The organism is Parabacteroides acidifaciens, from assembly GCF_003363715.1.
Taxonomy (GTDB): Bacteria; Bacteroidota; Bacteroidia; order Bacteroidales; family Tannerellaceae; genus Parabacteroides; species Parabacteroides acidifaciens.
This window is the reverse complement of the sequence record NZ_QREV01000058.1, coordinates 1-20,609: the sequence shown is the minus strand read 5'-3', so window position 1 is coordinate 20,609 and position 20,609 is coordinate 1. Positions and strand designations below refer to the sequence as shown.

At 44.3% G+C, this 20,609-nt stretch carries 13 protein-coding genes and 1 tRNA gene; 4 read left to right on the top strand and 10 right to left on the bottom strand.

The window, feature by feature from the left end; all coding sequences use genetic code 11:
• The 8 genes from DWU89_RS17485 to DWU89_RS17450 all read right to left on the bottom strand — a co-directional run bounded on the left by DWU89_RS17485 (window position 1) and on the right by DWU89_RS17450 (window position 9,880).
• Window positions 1-1,680: a peptide MFS transporter gene (locus DWU89_RS17485; protein ID WP_115500920.1), complete on the bottom strand. Its 1,680-nt coding sequence runs from the start codon at window positions 1,678-1,680 to the stop codon at window positions 1-3.
• Window positions 1,681-1,701: 21 nt separating this feature from the next.
• The gene (locus DWU89_RS17480; protein WP_115500919.1) at window positions 1,702-2,769 is read right to left on the bottom strand and encodes a DUF4831 family protein; all 1,068 of its coding nucleotides are present in this window, start codon (window positions 2,767-2,769) and stop codon (window positions 1,702-1,704) included.
• A 223-nt stretch (window positions 2,770-2,992) separates the two neighbouring features.
• On the bottom strand, window positions 2,993-3,355 hold the full coding sequence (locus tag DWU89_RS17475; RefSeq protein ID WP_115500918.1) for a DUF3244 domain-containing protein: 363 nt from the start codon (window positions 3,353-3,355) through the stop codon (window positions 2,993-2,995).
• A gap of 117 nt (window positions 3,356-3,472) precedes the next feature.
• Window positions 3,473-5,191: a tetratricopeptide repeat protein gene (locus DWU89_RS17470; RefSeq protein ID WP_244205941.1), complete on the bottom strand. Its 1,719-nt coding sequence runs from the start codon at window positions 5,189-5,191 to the stop codon at window positions 3,473-3,475.
• Window positions 5,192-5,334: 143 nt separating this feature from the next.
• Complete coding sequence (locus DWU89_RS17465; protein WP_115500917.1) at window positions 5,335-6,846, bottom strand: NAD(P)H-hydrate dehydratase; 1,512 nt, start codon at window positions 6,844-6,846, stop codon at window positions 5,335-5,337.
• 96 nt (window positions 6,847-6,942) lie between these two features.
• On the bottom strand, window positions 6,943-8,265 hold the full coding sequence (locus DWU89_RS17460) for a sensor histidine kinase (protein WP_115500916.1): 1,323 nt from the start codon (window positions 8,263-8,265) through the stop codon (window positions 6,943-6,945).
• Window positions 8,262-9,629, bottom strand: coding sequence for a sigma-54-dependent transcriptional regulator (locus DWU89_RS17455; protein WP_115500915.1), 1,368 nt, complete (start codon window positions 9,627-9,629; stop codon window positions 8,262-8,264). The genes DWU89_RS17460 and DWU89_RS17455 overlap by 4 nt, the downstream gene beginning before the upstream one ends.
• A 178-nt stretch (window positions 9,630-9,807) precedes the next feature.
• A tRNA-Gly gene (locus DWU89_RS17450) sits at window positions 9,808-9,880 on the bottom strand.
• Between the two features lie 77 nt (window positions 9,881-9,957).
• Between DWU89_RS17450 and argB the strand changes: the two genes are divergently transcribed.
• The 4 genes from argB (at window position 9,958) to DWU89_RS17430 (ending at window position 15,697) form a co-directional block, all read left to right on the top strand.
• Complete coding sequence (gene argB, locus DWU89_RS17445) at window positions 9,958-10,725, top strand: acetylglutamate kinase (protein ID WP_115500914.1); 768 nt, start codon at window positions 9,958-9,960, stop codon at window positions 10,723-10,725.
• Window positions 10,726-10,989: 264 nt separating this feature from the next.
• Window positions 10,990-12,459, top strand: coding sequence for an ATP-binding cassette domain-containing protein (locus DWU89_RS17440; RefSeq protein ID WP_115500913.1), 1,470 nt, complete (start codon window positions 10,990-10,992; stop codon window positions 12,457-12,459).
• Window positions 12,460-12,470: 11 nt separating this feature from the next.
• Entirely contained in the window at window positions 12,471-14,225 is a 1,755-nt protein-coding gene (locus DWU89_RS17435) for a DUF6057 family protein (RefSeq protein WP_115500912.1), read from the top strand.
• Between the two features lie 11 nt (window positions 14,226-14,236).
• Window positions 14,237-15,697, top strand: coding sequence for a TolB family protein (locus tag DWU89_RS17430; RefSeq protein WP_115500930.1), 1,461 nt, complete (start codon window positions 14,237-14,239; stop codon window positions 15,695-15,697).
• 78 nt (window positions 15,698-15,775) lie between these two features.
• Here the strand turns inward: DWU89_RS17430 and DWU89_RS17425 are convergent, their stop codons facing one another.
• Both DWU89_RS17425 and DWU89_RS17420 read right to left on the bottom strand, forming a co-directional pair.
• A complete protein-coding gene (locus tag DWU89_RS17425; RefSeq protein ID WP_115500911.1) occupies window positions 15,776-17,194 on the bottom strand; it encodes a RagB/SusD family nutrient uptake outer membrane protein in 1,419 nt (472 codons plus the stop codon).
• A 31-nt stretch (window positions 17,195-17,225) separates the two neighbouring features.
• Window positions 17,226-20,060 (bottom strand): SusC/RagA family TonB-linked outer membrane protein, encoded by a 2,835-nt coding sequence (locus DWU89_RS17420; protein WP_115500910.1) that lies wholly within the window; start codon window positions 20,058-20,060, stop codon window positions 17,226-17,228.
• Window positions 20,061-20,609 lie beyond the last annotated feature (549 nt).

Here is a 20,609-nt window from a genome sequence, read left to right as displayed (position 1 = left end):
TTATTTAGCAACCTTTTCAAGTTTCTTCATGATGGAGAACATGAACAGTGCTGCTACAAGGCAACATACGATCAGTACGCCCCATACCATCCAGAGTTGCATATCTCCCCAAATATTACCGATCACACCGACCAGCTTGTTGCCCAATGCTGTCGCTACGAACCATCCACCCATCATCAAGCCTTTATACTTGGGAGGTGCCACTTTCGAGACGAATGAGATACCCATCGGTGAAAGGAGCAGTTCGGCGAATGTCAACACAAGATAGGTCGATATCAACCAATTGGGAGAAACGAGCTGGCTGCTTTCGATACCGTTGGCTGCTACGCTGTCCGGTGTCGGCAATCCTAATGATCCGATAGCCAGGATCATGAAACCGATGGCTGCGATTAACATACCCAAACCGATCTTTCGCGGAGCGGAAGGCTCTTTTCCTTTCTTAGCTAAATAGCCGAATACTGCCAGTGATACAGGAGTCAAGGCTACAACGAAGAACGGGTTGAACTGCTGGAAGATCTGCGGCAGGATCGTGATAGACGGATCCAGTGTCGAATAGTTGATTCCGAGCAGAACCAGGCCTCCGACAAATACGGCAGTCGATATTGTTTTCGCTTTGCTGGTTGCCGACTGGAAGATAGAGAAGCCTGCATATACCATGATAATCAGTAATGTCAGGTTAATGATGCTGAATCCTAAACGGTCCAGACCGGTTGCCGCATTAGCCGTGTAGTCACGGGCGAAGAATGTCATGGTCAATCCGTTCTGGTGGAATGCCATCCAGAAGAAGATAACGACAGCGAATACGAGGCACAAGGCGATGATACGCTGTTTGGTTTCTGCCGGAGAAATTTCTTCTGTCGGTTGTTCGGTTTTTGTTGCAGCAGCTGCAGCATTTGCCTGCTTGGTATTCACATCCGCATGTTTGAATGTTTTGCGGAAACCATAGTAGATAGCAATGGAAAGGATTAACGAGATACAGGCAACACCGAAACCGTAGTTGTAGGCTTCCGACAATTTGTCGATGTAAGTTGTCGAGAAACTTGCCAGGTCGCCGGTAAAGTGTTGTGCAGCTCTGAATGATTCGAGCAATTCTGTTCCTTTTTCGGTGATTGTACCGTTCAGATACTGGTGGGCGAGCGAAGGAATCTGACCTTCATAAGTCAGATTGGACTTAGCCAGCATCCAGTTTGTCATTTCTGTTGCCATAGTCGGAGCATACAGGGCGCCGATGTTGATGGCCATATAGAAAATACTGAAGGCGGAATCCCGTTTATTTCTGTATTGAGGGGCATCGTAAAGGTTACCAACCATAACCTGGAGGTTGCCTTTGAATAAACCTGTTCCTAATGCAATCATAGTTAATGCACCGAACATCATCCATTTAGCGGATTCGTTACCGGCAGGAATGGATAATAGCAGATATCCGAAAAACATGATAAAGATACCGCTTGTCACCATTTTCCCATATCCGAACTTATCGGCAAGCCAACCACCAATCAAGGGAGTAAAATACACTCCGGCAAGGAAAGTGGAGAATATGTCCGATGTCTCGGAGGCGGTGAAGCCGAACTTTGCTTGTAAAAATAGTGTAAAGATCGCGAGCATGGTGTAGTAACCAAATCGCTCGCCCGTATTCGCTAAGGCTAACGCGTATAAACCTTTAGGCTGTCCTTCAAACATAGAATTAAAATTGTTAGATGATTATTGAATGATTTGTTTTATTGCACCTGTTTCCGGATAGAAATAAACCTTTACCGGAGCTTTTTTGTCTTCAAACATAACGGGGGCAAGCCCTTCGCGTGTACCGAATTGAGTAATCTGTGCTTCGCCTTTGTAAAGTGTTTTTTTGTTCATGCTGATTTCGATACTGGCTTTACCTGGTACGTTATAGATGATTCCTTTCATGGATTTTTCTTTCTTCTCAGCCTCTTTCGGGTCCAGTTCGGGAGCGCGGTCGATGGCTTTCAAGTTCATATATACAGGTGCGCCACCCAAATCGTCGGCATCCACGATACCAAGCTGGGGAGAGAAACGGAACAGTACTTCCTTGTCCAGGTTATCGAAGGGGACGATTGTCACATCGTAATCGCTGGTTTCTTTTGTCCGGATTCCTGTAAATAAGTTTGTTAACGCTTTTTCCTGTTCTTCCAGTTGCTGGATAACCAGTTTCATTGCTTCGCCATCGGGTGGCAGGTTGTCCGCTTCTCCGGTCAATATGTTCAGACGGCTTTCACGGATGCGGTAAATTTGTTTGGCTGCTACTTCTGCTTGTCTGGCTGTTGAACCCGCCATCAGCAATTCTTCTGAAAAAACAGAGGCGTCGGTTACTTTAGCCGGAGCTTGTACTTTCTTTTTGGCTGCTTCCGATGTTTCTTCGTCGGGCGTATATTCTGCATTGATGGAACATAGCAATCCTTCTTCTGTCAAATAGGCGTATGGGGCGACGGTTCCACCCTTGAATTCAACTATATAGGTGTTATCAGGATCGGGTACACCTTTGTTGGTCAAGCCTATTTTTCCTAATTCGTAATAAACTTTATCTTCTGTAATGGCGTCTTTTACTCCTAAATACTTCTCTGCATATTTATAGTAAGGACCTGCTTTACAGGTTACTTTCGTAACTTCAGCATCAATGACAAGAGATGTTTTAGGGAGTGAATAAGTTATGCCGAAATTATTTGCCTTGACAGCATTTTTCTTTACAACTTTTGTCTGCGCCATAATGGGTAAACTAAGGAGCAGACTGGCTATAATGATAAAATTCTTCATATTCTAATCTAAGTTTAATCTCTGATGAATAATTGCACAAAACTATGAAATATTTTGTTAGAAACCAACCGGAAAAGCCTCTTTTCCCTTTTTAGATTAGAGAAGACATAAAGAAAAGCCTTCGGGCGGCGGAAAAGGAGATCGAGATATTTTGGTCCGGTTAAATTACCGCCCGAGGCCATTCTTAGCATATTACATGTAAAGGAGAGTCACACACAATATGTTATTTTATTACAAACTCACCTGTTAAATAACCAAGTACATGAGTAAATGATAATGTATAATTGCCATTGTCAGCATTTAATACCACTGAATGGCTCTGCGGTGTAGACACAGAAATACATTCTTCATAAACAACTTGACCTGTTTCGTTATTTGTAACTTTCACTGTCAGGTCAGTAAGTGGAGTCACAAAATTAATTGTTAATACTTTACCTTCGATAGAGGCTGTAGGAGGTGCTGGTATAAAAGAACGTATGTCTTCTTCACTCCATTTACCTTTAGTAGGAATGGTATCACAGAATACAAACTGTGTACAGAATATGCCACACACAATTAAAAACAAAGTTGAAATTAGATGCTTCATAATATTGATAAGATTTGTTTTTGTTAAAAGTCTGATTGGGACTTTGGACAAAGGTATACTTCTTACTATTATGACGCATAGATTTTTGTTGACAAAAATGTGACAAGTTGTAAATGCTTAAAAATCAGCTATGAATTTGTCGAATTTTTCCGTGTTTTGAGGTTCTCCTGTGAATTTCTTATATAATCTTCTGCGGCATTGTGATACTCCTGAACTTGTTATATGCATAATAGAAGCTATCTTTTTTATCGAAAGTTGTATCTTTACAAGATAGCAAATATGTATTTCTTCTATGGATATTTGCGGATACAGTTTGATAAGCCGATTCGTGAATTTTGGATATGTCGCATCGATTAGTTGATGCAATTCTTCCCATTCGCTTGAGTCTAACTGAACGTTGTCCTCCCTATGTATTTTGAGATACAATGAAGAGTTATGGAAATCTTTCTCTAATAGGAGAATGGTTCCCTGCTTTTCAAAAATCTGCCTGTTTTCCATTTCGAGCATTAACTTCCTTGCTTCATATAGTTGTCTTTCGACTTCGCTCATCTCTTCTTGTTGAGAATGTAGCATTTCTGTTAGCTGCATGATTTGCTTTTTGTTGTCTTCAATATATTGTTGGCTACGTCTGTATTGTTCTTCTCTTAGATATGCTAACCTCTTCTTTCTAATTTGTCCATTTTTAAGAAAAATGAAGCTTAAAATAAAGATAATAGTGAAAATGATGAAAACTTGATATATTAAAATCATTCTTTGGGCAGCTTCTTTTTCGTATTTACTCTTTTCTTTGGCAATTCGCTGGTAGTTGAACATGCTTTGTGCTAAACGAATATTTTCAAAATGTGAATGATTGATAATTGAGTCACGTGTTTGTTCATATTGGTTTGAATATTTGATAAGGTCATCAATGTTTTTCTCTTTTTGAGCAATTTGGGCTAATTGATATAAACTGCCAGCTCTTGTATATATATTTGAGCTTTTTGCACAACGGTGAAGATAGTATTTTGCTGAATCTAATTGATTTTGATATATGTGTAATTCTCCTTTTGATAGAAAAATGGGATAAAGTGTTTTTTCATTAGTGATTAAAGGGGTAGCATCTTCCATACATTGAAATGCTTTTTCATAATCTTTATTGCTAAGATATAAATTGCCTAAATCGATTAAAATAGAAGCTTTGTTTCTTATAGTGGAGTATGAAATTGCCTGCCTATAATAATAAATAGCACTGTCTAACTGTTGAGTTTGAGTGTATATACGGGCTATGTTTCTAAGAGCAAATGCAGTTTTTACAGAATCAGGCTCTATTTCTAAATATGACAAAACCTTTTTATACATGGGTAATGCCATATCGTTGATGTCTTGATAGGCATACAAAGTTCCTAAGTTATTATATATTTTAATCAGGAGTGCATAGTTTTTTGAGTCTTCTCCTATTTCTAAGGCTTTTAAATAATATTCTTGTGCCTGGAGTGCATCCTGTAAATCTGAATTTACGCGTCCCAAGTAATAATAGGCTAACATGGCGCGTGGTTGGTCTTTATGTTTCTCAAAATAAGTCGCAGCAATTCTTATTAACGAGTCTGAAGTATGTGTGATATAATTCAGATCTTGTGCCTGTGTTAAAAGAAGGTAGTATGTTGCATGATCCTTTTCGGATAGTTGGTCGATGTTTTCAATATTGTTTAAAATCAATAGTGCACTATCCGGTTTTTCCTCCATGATCTTTTCAGCTTCGATTAAACCCGGAACTTGCGGGTAATTGCTGCAAGCATGTATGAATAATGATAGCACAAGAACAACAAGGGCTGTGACATATTTAAAAAGCTTTCTCATATCAATCTCCTCCAAATCAGGATTCGAAGATACTTGTTTTTGAGAAAACTTCTATTTATTTACTATAAAATATTCTGATTATTCTATTTGAAATCTTCGTTTTATAGATAAAATTCCTACTATTATTAGTCCAGCCCTTATGCCTATTTGATTTGCTTGAATGCTTTGCCGATCATGTCCGTGATATCACTCGCGATCATACTTTCTTCAGAACGGTAAACGGCGGCCAGATCACCAGCTGTTCCGTGCAGGAAAACACCGGCGACGGCGGCTGTTTCAGGTTCGAATCCCTGGGCGAGCAGGCCGAGGATAATACCAGTCAGGACATCACCGCTTCCGGCTGTTGCCATTCCCGGATTTCCACAGCTGTTGAAGTAGACGTTTCCGGTAGCCGTACAAGTTGCCGTATAAGCTCCTTTCAGGATGATACAGACTTGATGTTCGGTGGCAAAAGCCTGTGCTTTCATCAGCCGTTCGTACGAGTTCTTGCTTTCGCCTGCGATACGGTCGAATTCTTTCGGATGCGGCGTAAGGATGCTGCGGGGAGGAATCCGTTTCAGCAAGTCTTTATTGGCGGCAATCAGGTTGAGTGCATCGGCATCGAGCACAAGCGGTTTGTCCGTAGCTTGAAGCAGATGTTCCAAAGCCTTGGCGGAGTCGGCATGTTTTCCTAACCCCGGTCCGATTCCGATAGCGGAATAAGGCTTGATATCGGAGACGAAGGTGAAATGTTCCTGGTTTGGGTCCAAATCGACCATTGCTTCCGGAAAAGCCGTTTGTAGAATCTGTTCGCCCCGTTGCGGGATATGGACAGTCAGCAGACCGGCTCCGCTTCGCAAGCAGGCGCGGGCTGATAAGAGGGTGGCTCCCATCTTTCCCCGGCTTCCGGCTATCAACAAGGCATGTCCGAACGTCCCTTTATGCGAGAAACGTTTGCGAGGCTGGAATACGGCAGCAACGTCTTCTTCGGTGATTTGAGTGAACTGTGTCGGTGTGTTTGCTATAATATCCGGATGCAGAAGAATATCCAGCACTTTCCATTCGCCCACATATTCGGCATTTTCCGGCAGCAGGAAAGCTAACTTCGGAAAACCGAACGTCAGCGTCAGATTGGCGCGGATGATCGATTCCGGATCATTCTTACGGTTGTCCTCACCAAAAAGACCGGAGGGAATATCTATCGAAACGATAGTTGCATCCGACTGGTTGATATATTTAACCATCGCTGCAAAACCACCCGTCAACGGCCGGTTGAGGCCGGAGCCGAACAGACCGTCTATCACGATATCCCGTTCGTCCAGTTCGGGCGGAACGAAATCGTCAACAACTTCCGTAAATTCGATCTTTTCCATGCCGAGTAACCGCTGCTTATTCTGTTCGCAGTCATCGGAAAGGCGCATGGTCGGATTAAACAAGTAGGTTTCCACCCGATAGCCGGCATCTGTCAGCATACGGGCGACGGCTAATGCATCCGCTCCGTTATTGCCTTGTCCGGCAAATACGATAATGCGGGTTTGTTTTGTGTAGCGGCGGCAAAATTCGCTGGTGAATATGGTCGCCGCGCGTTCCACTAAATCGACGGAACTGATCGGTTCGTTCTGGATAGTGTATTTGTCAAGCTCTCTGACTTTGTCTGTTGAGAATATCTTTATCATAACTGTTTGTAGTCTTGTTTTCTGCTTACAAATGTAGATATATTACTTTTCTCTTGAAAGAAAAGTTGTCAAAAGTTCAAGGCTGCACTTGCCGGGTCAGGAGAAAAGTAGCAAGAACCGGCTGCCTGTCCCGTCCTCCGACGTCACGGTTAAATCGCCTTTGTGCATGTGCATGATTTGACGGGAGATGCTCAGACCGATGCCGGAACCGGATGGCTTGGTGGTAAAGAAAGGGATAAAGATGCGTTCCTGCACATCGGCCGGAATGCCTGTTCCGTTGTCGCTTACCCGGATAAAGGTTTTGCCTTCTTCGTTGATTCCGGCGGAGAGCTCGATTTGCGGATCAGGACGGTGGCGGGTCGCATCCAATGCGTTCTTAATCAGGTTGATCAATACTTGTTCGATCAATCCCTTGTCGGCAATGACCTGTAAATGAGCAGTTGAAGGAAGCACTTTCAGAATGTTTTCCTGCTCCTTAAACAGCAGGCAGGCATCGTTAAGCAAGCTGTTGACCGGAATGATTTCCGGAACAGGTGTCGGAATGCCGGCCACTTTCCTGTAACTCTCTACGAACCGCACCAAGCCGCTGCTCCTGCGGTAAATCGTTTCGATGGCTTGGCCGGTTTCTTCCCGTTCTTCCGCATCGGACATTGCTTCGTCCATGCATTTATTCCGGAGCAGTTCCGACAGGGAAACAATCGGAGTCATGGAGTTCATAATCTCGTGTGTCAGCACCCGGATTAGTTTTTGCCAGGCTTCCGTCTCCTTGTTTTCCAGGACGGAACGTATGTTTTTCATGCTGACGACCTTTAGCGGTTTACCCAATACGACGAACGAGATGGAAGAAAGGATCAGTTGCGAGTAGTCTTCCTTTCGCCGGACTTGCAGGATGGACAGTTCGCCGGGATGTAACGTGCGCAGACGTGCAGGAAGTTCCGGATGATAAGCCGCCAGATCGTCTATCGTTTCGGCGAAGTTCAGCCCGGTTTGTATCTTGAAAGCCTGGTTCATCCATTCCACTTGTCCGCTTTCGGAATAGACGAAGACGGAAAGGTCGATATGGTTTGCCAATGCCTGGAAATATTGCAGTTGGCTTTCTTTCTCCTGCAGGTGTTTTTTGTAATGCTGCAAAGCCTCTTCCATCGCGTTGACCAGGTCTTGCGGGATTTTGTCGCCCTGCTCTTGCAAAGGAGGGCCGGAAGAGAGGAAGTCAGAATAGCGCATCGACCAGATGAATTGTTTGAACAGCCGGTCGCTGCGTTCCATCAGGCGGAACAGGCCGTAAACTTCAATCAGAAGCAGTCCGGACGTGACGGCTGCAGAGATTCTGAATCCGTAAGCAACCAGAAGCCCGAAGGCCACGCTGGTCACCAACAACAGGAACACTAATCCGGCCGTTTTTTTAGTATAACGTTTCATAAGCCGTATTTTTCCAGTCGTCTGTATAAGGAAGTGCGGGTGATGCCGAGCAAGCCGGCCGCCTGTGTCATGTTGCCCGAGCAATGGCGCAACACTTCCCGTATAGTGTTCTTTTCCAGTTCTTCCAGGTTGAACTTTCCCTCTTTATCTTGAGAGGCGGAAACCGGAAGGCGGAGCATGAAATCGTCATATTGCAGCTCTCCGGCTTCGGAAAGGATGACGGCACGTTCGATGACATGTTGCAGTTCGCGTACGTTTCCCGGCCAATGATACTGTTTCAGGAGTTGTTGCGCTTCCCCGGAGAATCCTTTGATCTCCTTTTTATACTTCCGGCTGTAGCGTTGCAGGAAATGCCGGGCCAGCAATGTGACGTCGTTTCCCCGCTCTCGCAAAGGCGGGATCGTTATCTCGATCGTATTGATCCGGTACAACAGGTCTTGCCGGAAACGTCCTTTCTGTACGGCGGCATGCAAGTCTGTGTTGGTTGCCGAGATGAGGCGTATGTCGACTGGCGTTTCTTGTGTCGAACCGACACGGTTTATTTTGCGTTGTTCGATGACAGTCAGAAGTTTGGATTGCGCCATGAGTGGCAAGTTTCCGATCTCGTTCAGGAAAAGCGTGCCGCCGGATGCAATCTCGATCCGTCCGGGTTTACTTTTGTCTGCATCCGTAAACGCTCCTTTCTCATGTCCGAACAGTTCGCTTTCGAATAGTTCGTGTGGAATGCTTCCCAAGTCGATCGGGACAAACGGTTCCTTCCCTCGTACGGACTGCTGGTGAAGCGTGTAGGCAATCAGGTCTTTTCCCGTCCCGTTTTCACCTTGCAGCAAGATGTTGGTGTCTGTGTCTTTCAGCTTTTCGAGCGTCCGGAATACGTTTTGCATGGCGGCCGATTCGCCGATTATTTCAATTTCCGGTTCCGAAGCGGTCAATGCAGACTTCTGTTCCTTTAATGTCCGTACTTCCGAACGGCTGAGACTCAGTTCGAGGGCAGTTGAAACCGTTGCCAGCATCTTTTCATTCTGCCAGGGTTTCGGGATGAAATCAGTTGCCCCAGCTTTAATGGCACGTACGGCTTTTTCCGTGTCCGAATAGGCGGTGATCAGGATGACGACTGTCCCGGGCGATATTTCCAATATCCGTTCCAGCCAGTAGAATCCTTCTTTCCCGCTGACTGCGTCGGCTGTGAAGTTCATGTCCAGCAGGACAACGTCGTACTGGTTTCTCGATACCAGCCGGTTGATCTCTTTCGGATCGGAACAGGTCGTGATACTCTCTACCCGAGGGCGGAGTAACATCTTTAACGTGAATAGGATATCTTCGTTGTCGTCTACTATCAGAATCTTTCCCTGCCGTGTTGCCATGGTTTTCTATTGATTTTAGACTTCAAACATACAGATAATTTGTGAGATATACGGTGACTGAAGTCAAATTTTCCCTGCGGCCAATCGCTTGCCGACAATTGTCGACAAGCAAATGCGTGGGGAGGAAAGTTAAAAAAATCAGGCAACAACACTTTAAAGGTTGCGCCTGATTCTTGCGAGCGGTAGGCGAGGCTCGAACTCGTGACCCTCAGCTTGGGAAGCTGATGCTCTACCAACTGAGCTACTACCGCGTTGGATGGTGCAAAAGTATATAAATCTTTTATTTTTTAGTACCTTTGGCGCAAAAATTTTAAAAGAATTTAGAAGTATGGAGAAACTTACGCTGATTAAGGTGGGAGGTAAGATTGTCGAAGAAGAAGATACGCTTCGCAAATTGCTAAACGACTTTTCACAGGTGGAAGGCTATAAAGTGCTGGTACACGGAGGCGGACGCTCTGCCACCAAGCTGGCTGCGCAGTTGGGTATCGAGAGCAAGATGGTAGGTGGACGCCGGATTACGGATGCGGAAACGCTGAAAGTGGTCACGATGGTTTACGGAGGGCTTGTCAACAAGAATATCGTGGCCGGCTTGCAAGCTTTAGGCGTGAATGCGCTCGGGTTGACCGGTGCGGATATGAACCTGATGCGTTCGGACAAACGTCCGGTGGGAGAGGTCGATTATGGTTTTGTCGGAGATGTCAAAGAGGTGAATGCCGATTTGCTGGCATCCCTTATTCATCAAGGGATTGTTCCTGTCTTGGCACCTCTCACGCATGATAAACAAGGGCATATGCTGAATACGAATGCCGATACGATCGCCGGTGAAGCGGCAAAAGCTTTGGCAAAACATTTTGATGTAACCCTGATGTTCTGCTTTGAAAAGAAAGGAGTGCTGAGAGATGAGAATGATGACGAAAGCGTGATTCCGGAAATAGACCGTACGGCTTTCAAGCTGTTTGTGGAAGAAGGCGTTATCCAGGGCGGCATGATTCCCAAGCTGGAGAATTCGTTTCAGGCGATCGACGCCGGAGTCAAAGAGGTAATTATCACGCAGGCTTCGGAGATTCATTTGGGAAAAGGTACACGTGTCTTTTAATCTGTTACTATTTTTGTTGCATAAATTATGTTTTGCAACAAAAATAACGCGTGAAATGATAATAAGTAAAATTAATTATTATATTTGTAGCGTAAATAGTTTAAGTGTATTTTTGAAACGAACGTTGGGATAAGGTGCAGGTCTATTTTGAGTAACTAATTTGCGAAGGAATACATAAACATATAAACCTGTACAAAATAGGAAGGGGGAGCTTGTGAGAGTTCCCCCTTTTCTGTTACCTTTGCTACGTGTAATAGAAAGGCGATGGAAAATAGGAATATAATGGTAAACATCCGGAATGTAGTCACCCGCTTGCCGGAACTACGTTTCGAAGAACCTCTTAACTGGACGATAGAAGAGGGACAACAATGGGCTGTCATCGGTCCGAACGGTGCAGGCAAGACGCTGATAGCCGATGTCATGCAGCGTAAATTCGCATTAAAAGAAGGAGAAGTGACCTTTGGATATGAAGGGAATGTAAGCGATTTGGTGAAGAGCATTGCTTTCAAAGATATTTACTCCCTGGCCGATTGCCGCAATTCTTACTACCAGCAGCGTTGGCATTCGACGGAAACAGATGATATTCCTACGATAGAAGAGATATTAAGCGAACACGCCGGAACGGAAGACTTCCATAAAGTGTTATCTTTGTTCGGGATAGAAGAGTTTTTACCGAAGAAACTGCTCTTCCTTTCCAGTGGGGAACTGCGGAAATTCCTGATCGTACGAACCTTGTTGAAACGGCCGCATGTGCTGATTCTGGATAACCCGTTTATCGGACTCGATGCGCCTTCGCGCGGAGTTTTGGTGGAAATGCTTCAGCAAATGACGAAGTTGGAGGGGGTACAGGTTATTTTGCTGCTCTCTAATCCGGATGATATACCGGAAATGATCACCCATGTTTTGCCGGTCAAACAACGTAGATGCCTGCCGGTTTGCAGCCGTGAAGAGTTTCTACGGCAAACGGACCTGATTGCGGACCTGTTTCCTTCCGAAGGAAAAACAGATCCGGTTCGGATGGCACCGCTTTCGCTTCCGGTGGAGCAGCAGAAGGAGCCTTCCACGCATACCGTTACTTTCCGGATGGAGCATGTATCAATTAAATATGGTAGCCGTACAATCCTGAAAGAGTTGGATTGGGAGGTGAAGAACGGTGAGAAATGGGCTTTGTTCGGTCCGAACGGGGCTGGCAAGTCAACATTGCTTAGTCTGATTTATGCCGATAATCCACAATCGTATGCCAATACGCTATACCTGTTTGACCGGAAACGGGGTTCGGGAGAAAGCATCTGGGATATAAAGAAACGCATCGGCTATGTTTCGCCGGAGATGCATCTTTTCTATATGGAGAATGTGCCCACTCTGAATATTGTCGGTTCCGGCTTCTTCGATTCAATCGGGCTGTACCGGAAATGTACGGAGCAGCAACAGAAGGTTGCGCTGGATTGGATGCACGTATTCGGCATCGAAGAGCTGAAAGACCGTTCTTTCCTCACCCTTTCTTCCGGTGAACAGCGTCTGGCGCTTCTGGCCCGTGCTTTTGTGAAAGATCCCGACTTGATTATCCTGGATGAACCGTTGCACGGACTGGATGTAAGCAATAAGAAGAAAGCGGCTGCTATTATCGAGCAGTTTTGTGCGCGTCCGGGTAAGACGTTGATCTATGTGACGCACTATCCGCATGAGTTGCCGGCTTCGGTGGATAAACATTTTCGATTGGTTAAACACGCTTAAGGTTTTGTCTGATGAAATATAAACTTGTTGCTTTTTGGTTGGTTGTTTTTGGAGCTTTGTTCGCTTTCCTGCAAACGAGTTTCGAGTATCACTTCTATTATATAGAACAGAGTCAGTTGTTCTTGTTCTCGAAAACGTATGCGATGGAGAAACTTGTTTTGCCAGGCGGTTTGTCCATGCTGATGGCTGAGTTTCTGGTGCAGTTTTTCATCCTGCCTTATGCCGGGCCGGCGATTGTCGCGGCTTTGTTGACTGGTGTCGGTATTTGTACGGCGGGTATTGTCAAGCGGATTGCACCGTCTTCAGCGTTATTCCTGTTATATGTATTGCCCGTATTGGCTTTGCTTTTCATGCATTTCGATTTTAATTACCGGGTGCAGGGGACTGTTTGCTACTTGATGATGACAGCGGCGCTTTATGGTTATATGCAGATACGGAAGGATCTCTTTCGTCTGGTTGCCGGGTGCGTTTTGGTTCCGGTGCTGTTTTGGCTGGCAGGTTCCGTTGCACTGTTGTTTGCCGGGATGGTTTGCCTGTACGAATTGCTTCGTAAAACGCCTAAATGGTACATCTCTTTAATCGGGATGGCTGAAGTTTTGTTGCTGGGGCTTGGCGTGGTCTATTTCTCTTTGATGGGCGAATACCGATGGGTTTTCGGACCGGATTTGTATTATCATAATACGCTTCATCCTAAAAGTGTTATTTATTATTCCTGGATTTGCATGCCTTTGGTGGTACTTGTCGCTTTCTTTCTTCGGAATAAAAAGGGGCTGCCGGCAAAGAGGCTGATTGCCGGAATCTGTTGCGTGGGACAGCTGGCTGTGATTGGCGGTATTCTGTGGTGGGGAGTTCCCAAATTCAGTGATGCAAAGACATTAAGACTGAAAAAACTGGACTACTTTGCCCGTACGGAACAATGGGATAAGACGATAGAAGAATGTAAAGGTAAGCTGACCAATTTCTTGTATATGTGCCATTTGAACATGGCATTGGCAAATAGGGGAGAGCTGTCGGACAAGATGTTCAACTTCGACCAGCGAGGACCGCAAGGGTTATTGGTCCAGTGGAATAAGTCGGAAAACATATCCTGCATGTTGAGTGATATCTACTTTACGATGGGAGCGACCGCTTCCGCCCAGGAGATGGCTTTTGAAGGATATGTCAGCGCTATGGATGACGGAAATCCCCGTATGCTGAAAAGGCTGGTACAGACAAACTTGATCTACGGCGCTTATCCGGTTGCGGAGAAATACATATCGATTTTGGAAAAGACGTTCGCTTACCGGGATTGGGCCGGTGCGCAGCGTAAATATCTGTATAACGACGAGGCTGTAGAGAATGATCCGGTGTTGGGGCTTCGCAGGCGGATGTTGCCTGAGCAGAATACGCTGGCCATGATAGACGGGTTGAACGGAGACTTGGAGCGATTCTTGAAAAAAGGGCCGGCTAATTCTGCCGCTATGCAGTATTTGGGTGCCATGTATTTGCTGGCCAAAGACCTGGAAGGGTTTAAAGCGGTGGTGGAAAAATATTATGGAACGGAATTTCTGCCTGTTCTGCCTTTGCATTTCCAAGAAGCTGTGATCGTTATGTCAGAAAAGGAACCTGATTATTGGAAGCGTTTCAATATATCGGAAACGGTTGTCAACCGTTTTGCCGAGTATAAAAAACAGGTGCTTGCCAACCGGAATAACAGTGCAGCCCTTGCCGGTCTGCTGAACCGCTCGTATGGCAATACTTACTGGTTTTATTTTATGTTTAAATGATGTGTAAGAAGATGGAAAGAAAGAATCTATATGTGTTGATGTTAGCTGCGTTGTTGTCTTGTTCCGACTCGGTGAAAGTGGGGCGGACGTTGGATGAGGCGCCTGCTATTTTCCCCGATTATGCCGGTGTGGTTATTCCGCCTAATATCGCTCCTCTGAACTTCGCATTGAAAGACATGGATACGGATGCCCGTGCCGTCTTTTCTTTTGAAGGGCAGCAGTTCGAAGTGAAAGGAAAGAAGGGCAGCTTTGTGATTCCGGCTTCCAAATGGAAGAAACTGCTGGAATCGGCAGCCGGCAATTCGATTCGCGTAACCGTTCAGGCGAAGCAAGGAAACGAGTGGGTGGCGTATGCGCCTTTCCCGATTCAGGTAGCACGGGAAAAGGTCGACTCTTATCTGGCTTACCGTTTGATCGATCCGGGATATGAGTTGTGGAACAAGATGGGAATCTATCAGCGGAATCTGGAAAACTATACGCAAAGCGCCATTATCGAGAATAAGATGAGCGGAAACAATTGTGTGAACTGCCATTCGTTTTGTATGCAGAATCCGGATAAGATGCTGTTTCATATGCGTGAGACTTTTCCCGGGACAATCCTGGTCGATGGCGGAAAGATCGAAAAGCTGAATACAAAGACGAAGGAGACGATGTCATCTTTGGTTTATCCTTCCTGGCATCCTTCCGGCAAATATGTAGCCTTTTCGGTGAACGCAACCAAGCAAGCGTTTCATCTGAACGACAAGAACAGGGTGGAGGTGTATGACGAGGCTTCCGATGTCGTTGTATATGATGTGCAGAAACACGAGATTGTGACCACATCCAAGATATTCTCGAAAGATGCATACGAGACGTTCCCAACGTTCTCTCCTGACGGGAAGACCCTTTATTTTTGTACAGCGGAGGCACGCCCGATTCCGCAAGAATATTCGGAAATCAAATATAATCTTTGCTCTATCTCCTTTGATCCGGAAACACGTGCTTTCGGCTCGCAGGTCGATACGCTCTATAATGCGAAGAGCTGCGGAATGAGCGCTTCTTTCCCGCGTGTTTCTCCCGATGGACGTTACCTGTTATATACATTGTCCGGTTATGGCAATTTCTCCATCTGGCATAAGGATGCCGATTTGTATCTGGCCGATCTTTCGACGGGCGCGAGCCGTCCGTTGACGGAAGTGAATAGTGATGATGTGGATAGCTATCATTCCTGGAGCAGCAATAGCCGCTGGTTTGTTTTCAGTAGCCGGAGGATAGACGGTTTATACACGCGCCCGTATATCGCCTATGTCGGTGGAGACGGTAAGATTGGAAAGCCTTTCTTATTGCCCCAGAAAGAAACGGATTTTTATCATGGTTTTATGAAGTCGTTCAATATCCCTGAGTTCATAACCGGCAAAGTGAAGGTGCAAGGCCGTGCACTGGCAATTAAGGCAAAAGACGATAAAGGGACGGATGTCCGGTTTGCAAAATAGACAAATGAGCCGGTAGTAAACAAAAAAGGTTGTTCTCAGATTCGAGAACAACCTTTTTTGTTTGATTTGATTATCTAATTAGAAATATCCTTCATTCTGTTTGATGTTCGGATTCACATCGATTTCAGCCTGCGGAATTGCTAATATGGTTCTATAATCTTCGTAGCTCGGAGATATCAGGTCTGTGTTATTCAGGAAATGGTAGCCTCCCGTACGGGTAACTGTGATTCCCAAGCGCATGATATCATATAAGCGATGACCTTCCATAACCAACTCTTTACGTCTTTCCTTTAATACTAATGCTTCGGTAGCTGTAACATCAGATGCACTCGGTATGGCACGTTTGATGATGGCATTCAAGTATTTATTAGCACTTGCCTGGTCAGCAGACGGTTTTTTCAATGCAGCTTCGGCTGCAATCAGGTAGATGTCTGATAATCTGATCACACGAATGTTGTTTACAGCAGCTTTACCATTGATGCCCGGATACTTATTCATATAGGTACGGTCTTTAACAGTGGCTGCGGCCAATAAGTTACGGCGGATATCGTCGGGGTTCTCATTAATCAGATCTTCAAACTCTTTAGTACAAGAAACAGCTGCATATCCTTTAGGATCGACTACATAGCCAAACATTTCGCGGTTACCTGCATCCAAGTCTGAAATCTCCAGATCAAATACAGATTCGGAAGAATATCTGCCGGACCATGCTGCCACATAATCTTCTGTCTTTAATAAAGAATAAGGAGAGTTGTTGATCACGTCTTCTGCATAAGAGAAAGCCTTGTCCCAATCTCTCTTGTACATATTGACACGTGCCAGCAGGCCTTTTACCGCCCAACTGTTGAAACGGCCGTTCTTTACATCCGTCCCGATATACTTTAAGGCTTCTTCCAAGTCGCCGATAACCATGTCATATCCTTCTGCCACTGTTGAACGGGAAGGCAGAGCGTCTGCATTCAATACTTCCTTTACTAATACAACACCCGGGGTTGCTCCATTGTCTACGAAATAGGGCTTTCCATATGTGATAAGCAAATTAAAATGGCATAAAGCACGGATTGCCAAGGCTTCTCCTTTTGCATTATTTAATTCGTTTCCAGCAGGAAGGTCGCTTGTTTCAATCGCGTTCAGCAACACGTTTGCACGGTTGATGATCTTGTACGGATAACTCCACAGATCTTCCGGAGAATTGTTCTGGCGGTGAATGAAACGGTAATAGGAATCGGTTCTTATGCCACCGGATGAAATTGTCTGTACATCTTCTCCGCCCACTTCAGCACGCGATACGAAATCGCAGCCATAATAATTGGCGCTTTTGAGATTGTAATATGTACCGTTCAGTGCTGTTTCCACATCCTGTAAAGTCGTGATAGCATCTGTACTGACCAATGAATCAGAAGGGAAAGTATCCAGATATCCATCACAAGATGTCAGCGTTACCGAAGCTATTGCTGCAGCAACAAATATAGATTTTATATGTATTCTATTCATCATTGTTATTTTTTATAGTAAAACGAATTTCGGATTACAATCCGATTTCAATACCAAATGTTACTGATTTCAAATTAGGCAAAGCCCAGGTTGCAACACCATTAATGGGTTGTTCCGGATCGATATTCTTGTAGGCAGCCCATGTCAGCAAGTTATTACCGGAGGCAAAGATTCTGACATTTCTCATTCCGGCTGCTTGCATCCATTTTGAAGGCAGATTGTAGGATAGAGTTACCGTTTTCAAACGAAGATGATTTGAACTTTTCATGTGACGGTCACTTCCGTAACGTGCATACTGATAGCTGTTGATACGTCTTGGTACGTCGGTGATGTCACCCGGTTTCTGCCATCTGTCCAACTGTTGGATACCGATAGACTGATAAGCTGTTTCACCGTCAGTATCCGTGTACAACAATGCTGGGTCATCCATAATATGTCCGCCCAAAGAGAATGAGAACAATGCACTCAAGTCCAAACCTTTCCAGGAAAGGCTGTTTCTCCATCCACCTGTTACTACTGGATCAGGTTTGCCAATGACAACACGCTGTGCTTGTGAGGGGTCTTTTGTCAGTTCACGGTTGATGGTGCCATCCTCATTTTGGGTATTCAATACCCATTGTTCTTCACCAGTCTGAGGGTCTACGCCTGCCCATTCACGGCTCCACCATGAGTAATAAGATTCGCCTTCTCTTAAAATAGAAGTGCCGTTGATGATGTCTTTTCCTCCATACAACTTGCTGATTTTATTTCTGTTGTGAGATAAGACAATACCGGTTGACCATTTTACAGCCGTTTCATTGAATACGTCATAGTTAATATCCACTTCAACACCGCGGTTGTTCATTGCACCTACGTTTTTCAATGTGTTTTTGAAACCTGTGGTCATGGAAACCGGAACATCCTGTAACAAGTCTTTTGTTTCACGATTATAGAAGTCGAAAGCAATGCTCAAGCGATTGAACAGTCTGGCGTCAAAACCGATATTGAAGTTCTGGTTCTTTTCCCATCCCAGATCGGGGTTGGGAATTGTTGTTGGAGCTGAACCTGGCTGATCCTGATAGTTATAACCATAACCGAACAGACTCAAATGAGAATAGAATTTAGAAGGCAGAGTTCCGTTTATACCGTAAGAAGCTCTCACTTTTAAGTCATCAACATAAGTCAAGTCTTTCATGAATGCTTCCTGGCTCAATCTCCAAGCTCCCGAAACGGACCAGAAGTTACCCCAACGTTTGTTAGCTCCTAATCTTGAGCTGCCGTCACGGCGGTAGTTGGCAGAGAAATAATATTTACCATCATAATCGTAGTTGATACGGGAAAGCAAAGACAACAAATGGTCTTGGCTATATCCGGAAGCTGCCGTCATCGGTTCGGATGTGTTTTCCAATTCGGGAAGTTTGTCGTGTGGATAATTAGCACCTACAGCTTGAACATACTGTTCTTTTCTGTCGTCAACATCCCAACCTACCAATATATCTACGTTATGTTTTTGCGCGAATGTATTTGTGTAATTCAATACCGTCGAAGAATAAATATTATGGTGCTGATACGGATATTTAATCATCAAACCATTATATGCTTCGCCGTTATTGGAATTCATCGGCCAGTAAGTCGTAGACTGGTTATCGATGAAGTCATAACTTATTGTTTCTTTGATTGTCAGACCTTCAATAATTTTATAGGAAGCCCATAAAGAGTTAGAACTTCTTAATACTTCAGACGTATTCTTGTCCAATCCTTGGTCTTTCAGTGGATTAGGTACATTTAATGCATCCAGGGGGAAGCCTTCATAGAACGATCCGTCTTCATTATAAAGGGGAAGGTTGGGGATTGCATACCAGTTCTTAACGAAATATGAATTGGCATAAGCAGTTCCTTCCGAAGCCATTTCTGATTTTTGTTTTGAGAATGATATATTGGCTCCAATTTGGATTTTTCCGTCTTTGGATTTGTGGGTAATATTTGCTCTACCGATAAAACCTTCCATTCCGGTTTTGTTAATCATTCCATCTTCAGTCTTATAATTCAATGAAGTAAAGAAGCTGGTTTGTTCATTACCGCCCTGTGCTGAAAACTCATAGTTTTGATTGAATGCTGTTTTCTTGAATAATGCATCTTCCCAATTTGAATAACTGTCTCTCAGAGGTGCGAATGTGTCTGCACCATCTTGTGCATATGCTCTTGCTTCTTCTTCAGACATATTTTTGTATAGGATACCTTCATTATAATAAGCTTCGTATGTAAGCTCATGCTGTTGCTCGCCGGAAACAGTCTCTCTGTTTTTAACGGCCCAGTCAGAAAATCCCCAGTTTGCTTTGAAGTTTATCTGTGTTTTACCTTCCTTACCTCTTTTCGTAGTGATAAGAATTACACCGTTTGCAGCGCGGGAACCATACAATGAAGCGGCTGCTGCGTCTTTTAACACTGTAATATTTTCAATATCGCTCGGATTGATTGAAGACATAATATTAAATGCCTTAGAATCATTGTTTACTCCTGATACCGCAATATCACCGGAAACAACAGGCACACCGTCAATTACGTAAAGAGGTTCGTTTGTTGCATTCATAGAACCTGTACCACGAATACGAATACTCAAACCTGCACCCGGCTGTCCGCTGCTTGAATTTACTGTCAAACCGGTTGTTGCGCCTTGCAAGGCTTGCTCAAAAGATGTTACAGGAACATCTTTCAAAATCTTCTCTGCATTAACAGATGAAGCAGCTCCAGTAAAGGACGATTTTTTTGCCGTACCATAAGCGACAATCATCACTTCATCAAGCATTTGATTGTCAGAGTTAAGTACTACATGCAACGTGGGTTTTACTCCGACTTCCTGGGATTTCATCCCTACGAAAGAAACTACCAGAGTCTTTGCAGAACTACGAATCGAGCCAACGTATTAATTTACAAGACAATACCTCTTTAGCTGCTTTCAAATACACCTGTAGTATTAAATCGAAAATCAAACTTTATGTTTTGTGTAAAAGACTAATTAATAAAACAATATCTAATATCCTGCAATATCAGAATGAGCCTTAATTTTTAAAAGTTCTACTAAATAAATATCGATTCCTAAATGGGGGTTATTGTATAAAACGTATTTTTCCGGCAAAAAAGAGATCTGAAACCAAACAAATGTTAATCCACTTTTTTGACCTCAAAAAGGGACTTTTTCCTCTTTTTTGAGCGTTTCCAGCCATTACGACCGTCCTCTTTGCCATTACGACCGTGCTGATAGGTAGTGCACTCGGCACCTCGCGAAGATTAGAACGGTCGTAATGGAGATTAGGACGGTCATAATTGAAAAGAGGACCGTCTTTAGGGCAAAAAAGCCCCTAAATTTCCTTGAGATATTTGGAACGCCGTCCGTTTTATTTTCAAATATTCGATTCTCCGGGAGTTAAGCTTTATCACT